Origin of the sequence: Brevibacillus sp. JNUCC-41 (assembly GCF_014844095.1) — a bacterium.
Taxonomy (GTDB): domain Bacteria; phylum Bacillota; class Bacilli; order Bacillales; family DSM-1321; genus Peribacillus; species Peribacillus aracenensis.
This window is the reverse complement of record NZ_CP062163.1, coordinates 2305012-2318933: the sequence shown is the minus strand read 5'-3', so window position 1 is coordinate 2318933 and position 13922 is coordinate 2305012. Positions and strand designations below refer to the sequence as shown.

Below are 13922 nucleotides of genomic sequence, written 5' to 3'. Positions count from 1 at the left end.
ATGTAGACTGTCATATTTTTCATATTTTTCATTATAAGGATTATAGTCTTAGAGTTAAATAGGGATAAATAAGCTATTTATGCTAGGTGTTTAGGGAATCTTCCCCATGGACACCATTTCCAGATTAGACCTTTTACCCCTGTTTTCCATTTTTAAATATAAAAAGAGAGTGCAGGCTGCACCCTCTAAATATTTACTGCATTATTTGAATTCCTTTTCGTCAAATAATTGCGGTACTTTCACCTTTTTTCCTTTTTTATGATTTGGATCAGGTTTTTTAGCTTCGATTTTAGCTTGGTCATAGACAGCGGTGCCGACAATTTCGGCAACATCTTGAAGCTTTTCTTTTGAGATTTTATCAATGGTATCATCAGGAGTATGATACCAAGGTTCTGATGGACTGTGGATGAATAAAGCAGCTGGAATCCCGGCTTCAGCAAACGATACATGGTCACTTCGCCCGCCTTGTCCATATGGAGTCGGCTCTCCATTCAGTCTTGTACTTGATGCCTGGGCCAGATCGGTTACAAGGTTCATTTCTCCATCATTAGTCAAAATGACCAAATCCCCGGCATCCCTGCTTCCCACCATATCCAGATTGAAGTTGGCAATGGTTCGCTTGATATCATCATCAGAGAGATTGTTCACATAATGCCGTGAACCTAGCAATCCATTTTCCTCGGCCCCAAAGGTGACGAAGCGAATTTCCGTATCTGTAGGAAGATTCTTCAGAACACGTGCAAGTTCAAGGGTGACGGATGTTCCTGATGCATCATCATTCGCTCCGGGTGCCCCTGCTACGGAATCATGATGTCCAGTAATATAAATGATATCGCTCTTTTTTGCTTTATTGTTCTTTGTTGCTTTTTTCGTTGCCACTACATTATAAGAGGTCTTTTCTCCGGAATACGCTCCTTCGATTTTTAATGATGCTGTCAATTTAACCCCGGCATTCAATTTTTCCAGCAGGGCTTCTCCATCCTTTTTGGTTATCGTGACAGATGGAATATACTTGTCATTATCCTCTCCGAGTGTCCCGTTTAATTCCCCATCTGCATTATTAAATAGGATGACTCCCGCTGCCCCTTTTTCTGCTGCATTCAATACTTTCTCTGCAAAAGTGAGGCTCCCTCTTTGTATAAGGGCAATCTTCCCTGAAACGTCGGTTTCCTCCAGCTCTTCTTTCGTTCCTAAACCGGCATATACCAATTCACCGGATAGGTCCCCATTAACAGAATAGGTTAAATGGTTCGCTTGGATTTCCCCATCAAATCCGGCAACGGACAGTTCGACCAGATTTGGGTCTGTATAAGATAAAAAATTGAACTCTTCGATATCGGCATTATAGCCATAAGATTTGAATTGCTTTTTGATGAATTGGACGGCTTTATACTCAGAATCGGTACCGGCGACCCGAGGTGTTTGTGAGAGGTATTCAATATTCTTGTAGATTCGATCGGCATCGATTTTTTTAATGACTTGCTTGTCCGTGGATGGAGCAGATAGCACCGGCGATGGATGTGGCGTTGCTAAAGCGGTAGTTGTCCCGGCTGTCCCGAGTGTCAATGCTGCGATTAAGGTTACCGATAGGAATTGTTTTTTCATAGATTGCCTCCCAGTTTAATAGATTTCACCTCCATTTTACAATATATAGAAAATACCAACTAGGTAGGTTTATCCCTATTCATACATGTCTAAAGTAATGAATTTACAAATTTAAGAAATTAACAGGAGGTTTGACTCGTGCCAAAAGTTCCTTATCATTCGATATTTTGTCAGATTATATAAAAATACCTGGAATCCAAACAGGATTTTCGCTCTTTTTCGGGAAAATAATACAGAAGGAATAGAATTTTCACAGGGAGAAGGCGCAAAGATGTCGATAACTAAATTCGTGATGCCGGAAGTGATTTTTGGAAAAGGTTCGATTGAACAAGCTGGCGAGGCCTGCTTGCGTTTGGGTGCCAAAAAGGCCTTGATAGTCAGCGACTCAGGGGTGGCCAATGCTGGCTGGTTAGATATAGTCATAACATCCTGCCAAGATGCAGGCCTTGCTTTTGCTACCTTCATAGAAATGACGACCAATCCGAAGGATAGGGAGATCGAAGCCGGCTGTTTGGCATTTAAAGAACAAGAATGTGATGCCATCATTGGTTTGGGAGGAGGCAGTGCTTTGGATGTCGCCAAAGGGGTTGCACTTTTAGTAACGAATGGCGGCATCATCAGTGATTATGAAGGTGTTGATAAAGTCCACTCACCCCTCCCGCCCATGGTGATGATCATGACCACTGCAGGATCGGGTTCGGAAGTATCTCAGTTTTCAGTGATCGTCGATTCATTCCGCGAGAAAAAAATGACGATCATTTCAAAATCACTCGTCCCCGATATTGCAATAGTCGACCCTGGTACCTTAACCACCTTGGGACCGGATTTGACCGCAGCTACAGGAATGGATGTTTTAACCCACGCCATTGAATCCTATGTATCAATCGCAGCGACGCCTTTGACAGATGTACAAGCCAAAAACGCGCTTTCCATCGTTTCCCGCCACTTACGCCCCTCTGTTGCATCCAGGCATAATGAGGAAGCAAAAAAAGCGATGGCGATGGCAAGCCTTCAGGCTGGACTGGCTTTTTCAAATGCCATTTTGGGAGCTGCCCATGCCATTTCACATGCCTTAGGCGGCAAATACCTCCTTCCGCATGGTGAAATCAATGCGATACTCCTTCCCCATGTCATGGATTTCAATCGAATTGCCTCACCAAGGCGATTCAGCGAAATTGCAGAAATCATGGGCATCGATACACGGACATTGACCGAGCAGCAAGCAGGAATGGCAGCCATACACTTCGTAAGGGAATTATCCCAGGATATAGGGGCTCCCAAGAGTTTAAGTGATGTCGGCATTACGAAAGAAATGATAGACCCCATAGGGATGACCGCTCTTGAGGATGCCTGCATGATCACCAATCCTCGTGATATGTCATTAGAACAGATTAATCAGCTGCTTCTTACAGCCCTTTAAGAGGTGAAAAGCATGAACAAAATTGAGTTGATAGACTTAATGACAGGTGTTAAATCTTCAAAGAAAACGTATTACACGGAACTTAAGAAAACCGTGGATCAACTGAAGAAGAAGAATTTGCAGCTTGAAATCATGAATGACATCACTAAAAATATGAATATGGACATCGACATCCAAGAGATTCTCCGAAATGTTATCACAAAACTTAAGCAGCTCATTACCTTCGATGACAGTCATTTTGTCATATTGTATGAGGAAGAACCTGCCCTTCTTCATATCTGCCCTAATGGTCACTGTGAACTTGAAATGGATGCCAAAAATTTGTTACACCCTTTTCAGGATTTCTCGTCTGCCTTGAAAGAAAAACTGCCCATTGTGGTGGAAGTTAAACAGTTACCGGACTTCCGAGAAAAGGAACGTCTATTATCCCTTGAGATCGAATCACTTCTATTGGTCCCTTTATACGGAAAAAGTAAAAAAATCGGAATTTGGACTTTTGGCAGGAAGAAAAAGAAAACATGGCATAAAGATGAACTCGAATTTCTTGAACAACTATCCAATCAGCTTGCGTTAACTTTGGAGAATGCCCAGCTTTATAAGGAAGTTCTTCATTCCAAACAGGAGTGGGAGGATACATTCAAGGCAGTCGAAGACATGATCATCGTCTTTGATCAAAAAGGAGCGGTCTATCAATCCAATGATTCAGCCAGGGACTTTTCTGACCAGATTCCTTTAATTGAAAAATCCCAAAATCTGATTCAAGATACCTTTTCATGTAATAAGCCAGGGTTTCAGGAAATTCTCCTTCAGCATGATACCATCCTGGAAATGCATGCCTACCCGATTCAGAATAAGGAACATCAAGTATATGGGGTCATTGCTTATTATAAAAATGTCACCGAAAGAAGACAGATGGAAGTCCAGCTATTACACGCCGGTAAACTTGGGGCGATCGGTGAAATGGCAGCTGGGATTGCCCATGAATTGAATAGCCCATTAACGGCCATTCTTGGTAACTCGCAACTTTTATTACGTAAAACCCCACAGGATAATCTGGATCATATGCTGTTAAACGATATTAAGGTTTGCGGAGATCGATGCAGGCAAATAGTGAAAAGCCTGCTTACCTTTTCAAGGCAAGATGAGTATAGATTCCACTATTACTCTATTAACGAAGCCATTAACCAGGTTTTGAACCTTTTGAAGTTCCAACTTGGGAAGAAGCAGATATCCCTCCATCTTACCCTTCAGGAAGACCTTCCTTACATAAAGGGCAGCCAGCCGCAGATAGAACAGATCATCATCAACTTGCTATTGAATGCCAAGGACGCATTGGATGAGTCCACCCAAACGGAAAAATCGATTGCGATCACTACCTATACAGATAACAAGTTCATGGTGGTTCGGGTGACTGATAACGGAACCGGGATTGAAAAAGAACGCCTGCCCTTCATATTCCATCCCTTCCATACGACTAAAGACCGTGAAAAAGGTACCGGTTTGGGGCTGTCTGTAAGCCTTGGCATCGCCAAAGACCATGGTGGTTATATCGACGTTTTGAGCACACCAGGACAAGGAAGCACTTTTTTCCTGAGGCTTCCCTTACAAGCAGAACAGGAAAGGGGATGATAATGTGGTCCATTTACTTGTGGTAGACGATGAGAAAGAGGTTGGGACTTTTCTTTCCCGCCTTTTTACGATGAAAGGTTATCTCGTACAAGTTGTGAATAGTGGAAAGGATTTTCATGAAATAGATTGGAATCAGCAGCGTTTTGATGTCGCAATGATAGACCTGAAACTTCCGGATTGTGATGGACTTTCCCTCCTGCAGCATCTAAAACAGCTGCAGCCGCGTTGCAAGGTACTGATCATGACCGGATACAGCACCGTCAAGACCGCTGTTGATGCAATGAAACTTGGCGCGAGTGATTATATGGAAAAACCCTTTGTGGATATTGAAGTACTGGAAAGGCAGATTGACAACCTTTTAAATGAAAATGAAGATTTGAATCAGCATTTCATCCATAAACTGGCTGAGGATTCAGGACTCATTGTCGGCGAAAGTCCTTTAATGAAGAATTTGATTGAAACGGCTTTCAAGGTCGCCCAAAAATCCGTCAATGTATTAATCGAAGGAGAAACCGGAAGCGGTAAAGAAGTGCTTTCACGCTTCATTCACATTGCCAGCCCCCGAAACCATGAACCTTTTATCGGCATCAATTGTGGAGCGATCTCTGAATCCCTGCTTGAGAGCGAATTATTTGGTCATGAAAAGGGCGCTTTCACCGGAGCGACCCAGCTGCGAAAGGGTTTTTTCGAAATTGCCGGGAACGGGACGCTTTTTCTTGATGAAATTGCGGATGCGAGTCCCGCCATCCAGGTCAAATTGCTTCGAGTTTTGGAAACGAGGGAATTCATGCGGGTTGGCAGCAGCGGGACATTACGGACGAACGCCCGGTTAGTGGCAGCCTCCAACGAAAACTTACAGCAGGCAGTGGACAAAAATAAATTCCGGGAAGACCTATTTTACCGGCTGAACGTCGTGACTCTCGATATCCCGCCTTTAAGGAACCGAAAAGAGGATATTCCCTTGCTTGTCCGTCACTTGATTGAGAGGAATGGTCATGGAGATATCTCTTTTTCCAATGAGGCCATTGAAAAATTACAGCAATACAACTGGCCAGGCAACATACGCGAACTATCTAATGCCGTCATGCGAACATTAACTCTCGCAGACCATAAGTCGGTAATATCCGCCAATGATATCTCTCTCACTAACAGCCAGATCACGCCTGACAAAAACGTGTCCACTAATGGGACTCAGTCAACTGAAAACCTTCTTGAAGAATGGCGAAAAAGGCTAGTGGCCGACTTTAATGAAAAGGATGAACTGATGCTTGAAGAAATACTTACGGAAATCAAACAGCTTCAATCCACAATTGGAAAGGAGCTCGTCATGCAGGCACTGCAAAAAACTTACGGCAACCGGAATGAGGCAGCCAAACGCTTGCAGATATCCATACGGAAATTACGTTATATATTAAATGAGAAGAACCAGACATAATAAAAAGGAGGATGCCCCGTTCCGGGGACATCCTCCTCTGTTCCTATTCTAGCGTCAATACGATGCGTCCGTTGATTTCCCCCTTTTCCATCATTGAAAACACATCATTTATTTCATCAAGTTTCCTCGTCTCTATATTCGTTCTGACTTTACCCTCAGCCGCAAATTGAACGGCTTCCTGTAAATCTTTTCTCGTGCCGACGATTGACCCTTTTACAGTTACACCATTTAGCACTGTATCAAAAATCGGGATTGGGAGTTCATCATTCGGCAATCCGACTACGACAAGTGTCCCTCCCCTCTTGACTGAACTGTAAGCCTGTTCGAAAGCTTTTTTCGTAACCGCTACAGAAATGGATGCCTGCACACCGCCAACTTTATCCTTTATAGCCTGAACAGGATCGGTCTTAAGCCCATTAACCGTATAATCCGCCCCAAGTTCAGTTGCCAGATCCAGCTTATCATCTTGAATATCGACAGCAATTACATTAAAGCCCATCGCTTTTGCGTATTGCAGGGCAACATGTCCCAATCCGCCAATTCCATAAACCGCTACCCAATCGCCTGGTTTTGCTTCTGACACCTTTAGCGCTTTATAAGTCGTTACACCTGCACAGAAAATTGGTGAAATCTCCGCAAAGTCAAGCCCTTCAGGAACCTTCACCACATATTTGGCGGGTGCTTTACAATATTCCGCATACCCTCCGTCCACGGAATAGCCTGCATTCAATTGATCCAAGCAAAGCGTTTCCCTTCCAGTCAGACAATATTCACAATCGCCACAGGCCGAATAAAGCCATGGGATCCCAACACGGTCACCTACTTTCAAGGAAGTTACGCCTTCTGCCACCTTTTCTATAATGCCCACACCCTCATGTCCGGGGATAAGCGGAAGCTTAGGTTTTACCGGCCAATCACCATGTACGGCATGCAAATCGGTATGACATACGCCACAGGCTTTAATTTTCACTAATATCTCACCATATTCCAACTCGGGGATGGGAACTTCTTTAATCTCAAGTTTTTGGTTAAATTCATTGACGACCGCCGCTTTCATTGTCTTGACCTTTTGTTTTTCATTTACAGTGCTTGCCCCTTGTTTTACATTCATGATTCATTTTCCTCCCTTAATCCAGTGGATATTATTTCTTGCTACTACTTACACCTGCTACTTACACAAGATGCAAGTGCCATGCCACTGCAAAAAGGCAAAAAAGACAGCATTCACTTTAATAAAGTGCCGAAAAATCGGCCCATTTGGACGAATTAACGGCTTAAGTTGGACGAAATCCGGTTTGTATATTGCAGAAAAAATGGCTCACCCTATAAATAGGAGGTGTCTAAAACATGGACCAATTTGAAAAAGCCTATGAATCATATAAACAGCAGGGAACACCGCAAGCAAACCAAGCTGATTCAGCAGGAAAAGAAGAAATCATCGCTGTAAGGAAAAATGAAGAGGACAATATTATCGCCATCAAGACGAACTCCGGTCGCGAACTCGACTACCCCACAGCCCTTTCGGAAGCCAAAGCAGGCAACCTGGCCAATGTTGACGTCTTTCATAAATATGGACGTGACATATTGCGAAGTGAACCTGATGGGATAAAAGAAAATAATCTGGATCAACTGCCGGAGTTTTAAGGGGAAGACTGCCTGATATGGGCAGTTTTTTCTATTTGGATGCGCTAAAAAAGAACCAGCATGATTAGCTGGATCCTTATGTTTCATACTGATAGGATTCAGAGATTTCGAGCAGTCGGCCACAGGACTCGACAACCTCGATGATTTCCATCCATGACATGTCCAGACCCAATTCATTAGCATGGGAAATCTTATCCCGTAATTTCCGTATGCCATTTGCATCCTTCTTCCCTTTACTTTTCGAAGGGATTTGGAAGAAGCGCATCAAATCTTTATCTTTATGTATGATATCGAATTTATCACTGATTTGCAGGCACTCTATTATATTGATATCCTCATTTTTATCGATTCTCCTTCTATATAATTCGGTTGCCTTTTCTAAACGGTCTTCGCTGATCATTGGATACCAGCTTCCATCGCCGAATCTATCCTGGATGATATCGCTCATCCTCATTTCCAATAAAGTAATGTATCCGAATATCAGCATCCTGATCGGAGGCTTTTGAAGGTCAGCATGGGTAATCAACTTTTTAATCGAATTATTCTCTAATACGAACACCCTTGTTTTATTCTTAAAAATCTGGAGAAGCTGGATCAAAGGGGTTGAATCCGAAACCATTTCCCTTGGCGAAAAGTTTCTCAAATATTCGGAAATGGTTCCTTCATCTAGTTCTTGCCTTTCGATATAACCGATGATTTCCCCTTGATCTTGGACTGCCAATATATCAAAATTCTTTTTTTCCAATGCTTTCTGAATATCCAGTGCCAGATCATTTTTATGGCAAAACTCAAGCTCCTGGGCAATGCTCTTAACCGTTATATTTTCTTCATAAAGAGTTTTAAGACTAAGATAGCTACTATTGCTTTTTCTTTCGCTTCCATTTAACATCTTTCAACCTCCGCTTAGGAACACTTTCTGCCCGTTTTCGGCTTTAATCATAGAAAATGTATGCAGCCGCTACTAAAATAAAGTCCACCGTAGTGGACTCAATACCATTCATGTGGATTTTTTGAAACCATCAATGGCCATTAACTGCATTGCCTACTGCCGTTTCCTCATTCCCCTTCTCTTCCCAACCTTTGCATACATCCACCCAATCCTTCGCACCTGAATATTCAAATAATTCAGCGAGTGTAAGTTCTATTGCAGAGTTCGCACTGCCGCAAGCCGGGAACAATGTATCAAAGCGTTTCATCGATACATCAAGAAAAACAGCTAGATCATTTGCCAGACCAAACGGGCAAACTCCTCCGATGGCATGGCCGGTCTGTGCAAGCACTTCTTCAGGTGAAAGCATACGTGCCTTGAAACCGAACGTCTGACGAAATTTCTTATTATCCACTTTCGCGTCCCCTGCGGCAACAACCAAAATGGCATTTTCACCTTCTCCCTTAAAAGAAAGAGTCTTAGCAATCCGCGCTGGGATAACACCGATGGTTTCCGCTGCTTCAATCACCGTAGCACTCGATGTTTCGAACTCCATTACATCGCCTTCCCGATCCCATTGTTTAAAATGGCTTTTGACACTCTCGATCGACATCCTATATTCACTCCTTTGAAGTACATATTGAAATAATATCATCCATCATTGCAATAAATCAAAATCCAATTGAGCTACTCCCCCTGCTTGGAAACTTATAAATTAAAACCATTCTTTACAAATTGACGAAACAAGCTTACATGGGATACTATTAAACATCGGGCAAACGCCTAAACGTGGTTCGTAACCATCCCACGATAAAAAACTAGGGAGAGAGTAAAATGAATGTTCGTACACTCGTAATAAGCGGGTTATTGGCTGCCTTGTATGTGGCGGTCTCATTGGTGTTCCAACCAATATCATTTCAGATGTTCCAATTTCGTGTACCGGAAATATTGAATCATCTGATTGTATTCAATAAAAAGTATATCTACGGTATCGTCGGCGGAGTCTTCATATCGAATCTGCTCTTTTCGCCGATGGTCCCATATGACTTGATTTTCGGGGTGGGGCAATCTCTGCTCGCCTTATTGCTTGTCATTTTTGTTTCTCGGTTCATAAAAGGCATTAAAGGACGGATGATCGCCACGATTATCTTTTTCACGTTCACAATGTTTTTAATTGCAATTGAGCTGAATCTTGCCCTGGGCTTCCCATTCTGGTTAAGCTGGATGACCACGGCTGTCGGTGAATTCGTTGTCCTCTTGATTGGAGCGCCAATCATTTATGGAATGAACAAAAGAATTCAGTTTGAAAAGTGGCTTTAATGGAATCTTCGTGTCGTGAACCCACTATAATGGAAAGAGCTGTCTGCAATGATGCGGCAGCTCTTTTTTTCACTAATGAACTCGAAAATGATAAACTACTAGTAAGAATGGTGGTGGCCCTTTGAAAAAAATCCTGACCATGATCGGTCTATTGGTAATCGCAATATTTATTTTCTATAATGCAGAGTTATTCACTTTGGTTTGGAAAAGTGATCTGGATTCTGTTATTGGCATTTTGAAGGAAAACCTTTTGCTTACATTTATTGTGACATTCGTATTGATGTTTGTACAAAATTCTTTTACAATCATCCCCTTAATTTTGCTCCTGACCATCAATGTCACGATATTCGGATTCATATATGGATATCTATGGAGTTGGTTTACAAGCGTTGTTGCCTCAGGTTTCATTTTTTATGCAGCAAGAAACTGGTTTCAGGAGCTTCTCATACAGAAAATTAGCGAAAAATGGCAAGAAACTGTTGTCGAGCATGGCTTCATGTACGTTTTTACAGGCAGGATTTTCCCTCTGATCCCAACAAGCTTAATTAACTTGGTAGCTGGTGTCAGCACCGTCACTTTCAAGGATTTTTTATTAGCGACGGCACTTGGTAACCTTATTTACTTTTTCTTCCTTTCACTCATTCCATATGGACTGTTATCTGTTGAAATGAACCAATATACACTAGCAGCACTTGCACTCGTCCTCTTACTATTTTTCATTATCTATAAGCGTGCAAAAAAGAAAAAGAAACAAACCTTTTTCAGAAAAAGCAGGTGACCACTTTGGCCCCTGTTTTTTTATTTAGGATTCTGCATATATTTTTTTCCGATAGTTTGTTAAAATGTGTATGTAATTTTACCTTAGAAATGTCTTAAAATCAGGGAGAATCTCCATGTCCAAACGCTCCATCTTAGCAATATATATCCTATCCGGGATTCTTACACTAGTCGTGTTCGACTATTTTTTAACTACAAATATCCAAAACAAAGAGGTCTTCATTCAACTTCAAAGAGCGGAAGGATTTGTTTTCCTTTTATCAATAGGCTTGGTTTTATATCTTTATTTAGCTAAAAGGGAAGAATTCAAGCAATTAAAAGAAGCGGAGCAACGTCGGCGTACACTCATCAATTCAATGGTGGATTTCGTTAACTTCAAGGATGGTGATGGCCGTTGGCTTGAATCCAATACCTTCGGCCTGCAATTATTTCAATTGGAGCATGTAGACTATAAGGGAAAAAGAGACAGTGAGCTCGCGGAATACTCAGAATTTTATAAAGAGTCGTTGATCTACTGTGAAGTATCCGATGAAGAAACTTGGGTAAAAGGGGAAATCACAAGGTGTGAGGAAATCGTCCCTCTTCCCGATGGCAATCACAAGACCTTTGATACAATCAAAGTTCCGCTGTTCAATGAGGATGGTTCACGAAAAGGCCTAGTCGTCATCGGCAGGGATATTTCTGAAAGAGTAGTCGCGGAGAATCAATTATTCGATAGTGAACAACGCTATAAATCATTGTTTGAACACAACCCTTATCCGATGCTGATGCTTGATTTAAACGGAATGATCACGACCGTTAATCCAAGGTTTGAAACGGTAACAGGCTTTCAACAGGAAGAAATACATGGAGCCTCATTCATTAATTTGAACTTCTCAGCAGAAGACGCGGAATTGATCCGTACATCTTGCCAATATGTCCTGGAAAACCAAAAGGGGATAAAAAAAGGGAAAGATATAGAATTCCTGACGAAGTACGGGAAGTCCATCTTACTTTCTTGTTCGTTTGTCCCGATGATGGTTGGAGAGGATTTAGTAGGAATCATTACTTATGCTAAAGAAGTCACTCAAATTCGGGAAACCGAAGCACGCTTAAGAAGAACTGAAAAATTATCGATAGTCGGCGAACTTGCCGCAAGTGTGGCCCACGAGGTACGAAACCCGCTGACTTCTTTAAAAGGTTTCGTCCAGTTGCTTAAAAAGAGCGACCAACCCTATGAACAATACTACACGATCATGTTAAGTGAATTGGACCGGATCAATCTTATTGTAAGCGAGTTACTCGTTCTGGCAAAACCACAGGAACTTCCATTCAGCAAACATCAAATCATCGACCTGATGAATGATGTCAAAACCTTGTTGAAACCAGAGGCGGACTCGTACCCCACCCAAATATCAATTTCTGTTAAAAACGAAATACCGCTTCTATTATGTGAGGGAAACCAATTAAAACAAGTATTCATAAACATGCTCAAGAATTCAATGGAGGCATCCGCCGATCACATTTGGATTGATTTTGAACGCATCGACAATAACCTTTCCATTACCATCAAAGATAATGGAAGCGGAATTGAAAAAAAACGGATAAAGCATCTTGGCGAACCTTTCTATTCTTCTAAAGAAAAAGGAACCGGATTAGGACTGACAGTCAGTTGCCGAATCATTGAGGCGCATCGGGGAAAGGTCCGCTTTAACAGCGAACTAAACCATGGAACCGAGGTCCAAATCATTTTGCCCATAAAAATATAAATCCGAGGACAAGCATAAACCTTGTCCTTTTTTTGCAGGATTTCTGCACCTCCCTATTTAATCAAGGAGGTGAAGAAATCCTTTATATTCCCAAAGAATGACCCGGTCCCAACAGGTTGTTTGCGATCAATTTGGCCTCCAGTATTATTGTATGTATCTCCCTCCGACTTGCCGGCTGTACTCATCTGCGTTGCCCCAACTCCCACCTCTTTTGTTATGACATCATCCACGGTTTCTTCCTCATCCATTTCCACATCCATATCCTTTTCGAAAACAAGGACGTAAGTACGACGCTCCTCATCCTTTGAAACGATAACGGAAATGGCCGTTTTCGGTTTATCCTTGATCTTCACTTTTTTACTGCTCTCACCATCATATTCAATCGTTGTTCCGCCAGCATTTGTCGTTGCATTCATTTCGACTGAAGAAATATCATGATCGACCTCGATATGATAGGTATGCTCATTAGATTCAAAAGCTTTGTTCCATACTCCTGATGATACAGTCAGATTGTTTAACACTGGTGCATTATTGCCCTCATCACCTAAGGAATCTGCTGACGTTACCTTCTCTATAGAATCCGTTTTCTCTCTTTCTGTTGAAATGCTTTCAAGTTGCTGTGCTTGGCTGACACCACTGCTTGGTTTTAGATTATTGGAGGATTCCGTTGGTGTTACAGATGATTTATTTCCCTTATCGGAGGAAGGTTGAGTTTTACCCGTTCCTGTTGAGGGCTCCTGTTGAACTTCACCCGCTTTAGGTACAGTATTCGATGCTTCTTTTTCCTTGGCTGCCGCCCGTGTAATCGTAAGCGTATAGGTTTTTTCATCTCCATTTTCTGCTGTAACGATAATCTTCACCTTTGTCTTACCGATTGGAAGGGTAACCTTTACACCTGCATTGGTTGCATCCTTTCTATTCACCTTTACAATTGCGGTACTGTCATTCAATGTCGGAGTTACCGTAATGGACTGGACTTCATTTTCGACAGAAGCGTTATAAGCTGCCCCTTAGAATCGAATGTTATTAAGCCTTCTGATAATCCAATTGATGTTAAAAGGTTATCATCACTTTCAAGTCTTTCGACCTTGAGCGTATAGGCAACCGTTTTATTTTGCCCATCGCTGACGGTGATTTCAAACGTGTTCATGCCAGTTTGAAGCTGTAAGTCCCTCACCTTCCCCTCTGTCATTTTGACACCATTCACGTATATGGCTGCATTCTCATTAGGACTTGCTGCAAGTAAGTTGATCTTTCCCACATCATTCCCCACTGCCGAACTTTATTCGTGTACATCTTCTGAAAATTTTTGATCCAGTGCTATATCCTCTATTTCCAGCTTTGAAAGGCTATTTACCGTTTGTTCCTCTTTTTGAATGACGGAAGAGGATGCCTATTAATGTTTTGCAAAAAGGA

Annotated in this window: 13 protein-coding genes and 1 riboswitch; of the genes, 7 read left to right on the top strand and 6 right to left on the bottom strand. The window is 42.0% G+C overall.

From position 1 onward, the window contains the following. Nucleotides 1–201 precede the first annotated feature (201 nt). A complete protein-coding gene (locus tag JNUCC41_RS11395; RefSeq protein ID WP_192207669.1) occupies nucleotides 202–1605 on the bottom strand; it encodes a M28 family peptidase in 1404 nt (467 codons plus the stop codon). Nucleotides 1606–1876: 271 nt separating this feature from the next. Here JNUCC41_RS11395 and JNUCC41_RS11390 point away from each other — a divergent pair, with 271 nt between their 5' ends. From JNUCC41_RS11390 to JNUCC41_RS11380, 3 genes are read left to right on the top strand one after another with little or no spacing between them, the layout of a single operon-like run. Then, entirely contained in the window at nucleotides 1877–3025 is a 1149-nt protein-coding gene (locus JNUCC41_RS11390; RefSeq protein WP_192207668.1) for an iron-containing alcohol dehydrogenase, read from the top strand. A 12-nt stretch (nucleotides 3026–3037) separates the two neighbouring features. Beyond that, nucleotides 3038–4654, top strand: a complete 1617-nt coding sequence (locus JNUCC41_RS11385; RefSeq protein WP_192207667.1) for a GAF domain-containing sensor histidine kinase — start codon at nucleotides 3038–3040, stop codon at nucleotides 4652–4654. Between the two features lie 4 nt (nucleotides 4655–4658). Continuing rightward, nucleotides 4659–6089, top strand: coding sequence for a sigma-54-dependent transcriptional regulator (locus JNUCC41_RS11380; RefSeq protein ID WP_192207666.1), 1431 nt, complete (start codon nucleotides 4659–4661; stop codon nucleotides 6087–6089). A gap of 43 nt (nucleotides 6090–6132) precedes the next feature. On the opposite strand, the gene adhP is transcribed toward JNUCC41_RS11380, so the two are convergent. Continuing rightward, entirely contained in the window at nucleotides 6133–7146 is a 1014-nt protein-coding gene (adhP, locus tag JNUCC41_RS11375) for an alcohol dehydrogenase AdhP (RefSeq protein WP_192208130.1), read from the bottom strand. Between the two features lie 290 nt (nucleotides 7147–7436). On the opposite strand from adhP, the gene JNUCC41_RS11370 reads away from it, so the two are divergent. Beyond that, entirely contained in the window at nucleotides 7437–7733 is a 297-nt protein-coding gene (locus tag JNUCC41_RS11370) for a DUF3892 domain-containing protein (protein WP_076372809.1), read from the top strand. Nucleotides 7734–7809: 76 nt separating this feature from the next. Here the strand turns inward: JNUCC41_RS11370 and JNUCC41_RS11365 are convergent, their stop codons facing one another. Further along, on the bottom strand, nucleotides 7810–8622 hold the full coding sequence (locus JNUCC41_RS11365; protein ID WP_192207665.1) for a hypothetical protein: 813 nt from the start codon (nucleotides 8620–8622) through the stop codon (nucleotides 7810–7812). Nucleotides 8623–8752: 130 nt separating this feature from the next. After that, nucleotides 8753–9274, bottom strand: a complete 522-nt coding sequence (locus JNUCC41_RS11360; RefSeq protein WP_192207664.1) for a YbaK/EbsC family protein — start codon at nucleotides 9272–9274, stop codon at nucleotides 8753–8755. A 170-nt stretch (nucleotides 9275–9444) separates the two neighbouring features. Next, nucleotides 9445–9489: riboswitch (PreQ1 riboswitch) on the top strand. Between the two features lie 6 nt (nucleotides 9490–9495). On the opposite strand from JNUCC41_RS11360, the gene JNUCC41_RS11355 reads away from it, so the two are divergent. The 3 genes from JNUCC41_RS11355 (at nucleotide 9496) to JNUCC41_RS11345 (ending at nucleotide 12506) form a co-directional block, all read left to right on the top strand. Beyond that, entirely contained in the window at nucleotides 9496–9981 is a 486-nt protein-coding gene (locus JNUCC41_RS11355; protein ID WP_076372803.1) for a QueT transporter family protein, read from the top strand. 121 nt (nucleotides 9982–10102) lie between these two features. Further along, nucleotides 10103–10759 (top strand): TVP38/TMEM64 family protein, encoded by a 657-nt coding sequence (locus JNUCC41_RS11350; protein ID WP_192207663.1) that lies wholly within the window; start codon nucleotides 10103–10105, stop codon nucleotides 10757–10759. Nucleotides 10760–10874: 115 nt separating this feature from the next. Next, the gene (locus JNUCC41_RS11345; RefSeq protein WP_192207662.1) at nucleotides 10875–12506 is read left to right on the top strand and encodes a PAS domain-containing sensor histidine kinase; all 1632 of its coding nucleotides are present in this window, start codon (nucleotides 10875–10877) and stop codon (nucleotides 12504–12506) included. Between the two features lie 53 nt (nucleotides 12507–12559). Here the strand turns inward: JNUCC41_RS11345 and JNUCC41_RS11340 are convergent, their stop codons facing one another. Both JNUCC41_RS11340 and JNUCC41_RS11335 read right to left on the bottom strand, forming a co-directional pair. Beyond that, the gene (locus JNUCC41_RS11340) at nucleotides 12560–13456 is read right to left on the bottom strand and encodes a cadherin-like beta sandwich domain-containing protein (protein ID WP_192207661.1); all 897 of its coding nucleotides are present in this window, start codon (nucleotides 13454–13456) and stop codon (nucleotides 12560–12562) included. 8 nt (nucleotides 13457–13464) lie between these two features. Continuing rightward, nucleotides 13465–13779 (bottom strand): cadherin-like beta sandwich domain-containing protein, encoded by a 315-nt coding sequence (locus JNUCC41_RS11335; protein ID WP_342614967.1) that lies wholly within the window; start codon nucleotides 13777–13779, stop codon nucleotides 13465–13467. Nucleotides 13780–13922: the final 143 nt, after the last annotated feature.